At 53.2% G+C, this 1003-nt stretch carries 1 protein-coding gene; it reads right to left on the minus strand.

From position 1 onward, the window contains the following. Positions 1-202: 202 nt before the first annotated feature. The coding region (locus tag OB13_RS19530) for a M28 family peptidase (protein WP_461491862.1) at positions 203-1003 on the minus strand (801 nt) is incomplete at its 5' end.

Here is a 1003-nt window from a genome sequence, read left to right on the forward strand (position 1 = left end):
GAAAAGTGAGGCCCCACCGGCAGGTGAAGCAATGAAACAATACCAGGTTGGATCCTGATGAAGCAAAATACACTGAAGGTACGAGCTACAAGCTCGCACCAGCGGGGAGATATATATGAACCTGGGGCTTTTCCTATACCTAGGAGCAGGTAAATCTCCAGTAGAATAATGCCTGAATCACACAGGTATAGGCGTTTAATTTTTATAACTGGATGATAGCACCATACACGCCTTTCACCACTTCCGTCATCCTGTCGAAGTCCAGTGTATCGATGGTGTCGCTGGTCTGGTGGTAATGGGGGTTGCGGAGAAAAGAGGAGTCGTTGATCATGACGGCGTTGATGCCATAGGTCCAGTAGTTGCGGTGGTCGGAGAGACCGGCCAGACCATAGCTGGCTGGCAAATTCACGGACTGCACATCGATAGTAGTATGCGCTCGCATCAGGTCCCGCACCTGCCGGGTATACACTTCCTGCCCGGTTTTGCCCACTACGACGATAAAGTTACCAGTATGCGGGTAGTGCCTGGCCAGTTCCTGATCCGGGAATTTCTGTGAATGGGGCTCATCCGAGAAGTAGCCGATCATCTCATAGCACACCATGGCCTTTACCTGGACGCCTTGTTTGTGCAGCAATTTGGCATGTACAGCACTGCCCATGTCTTCGCTGGCAAAGAAAGGGGGTTCTTCCAGGCAATAAGCTACCAGTTCGATGGGGCTTTTCAGGGATGGCTTCTGTTCATGGAGCAAGCGGGCAGTCTCGAGCAGGCCGGCCACACCGCTGGCATTGTCGTCGGCGCCGGGCTGGTCGCCGCATACATCGTAGTGGGCCCCCACCACGAGGCGCTCCTGCCCGTTGCTGCCCCCGAATAATGCTCTAATATTCTTATACGTCCTGCCATCTACCTTAAAAGGCTGCTCTGTTACCTCACAGTCAAGCTTCTCCAGCTCACTTCGGATATACCGGGCTGCCTTGTCCAGCGAGTCAATGTTCCGGTAGTTTCG

The organism is Pontibacter sp. HJ8 (assembly GCF_054824225.1).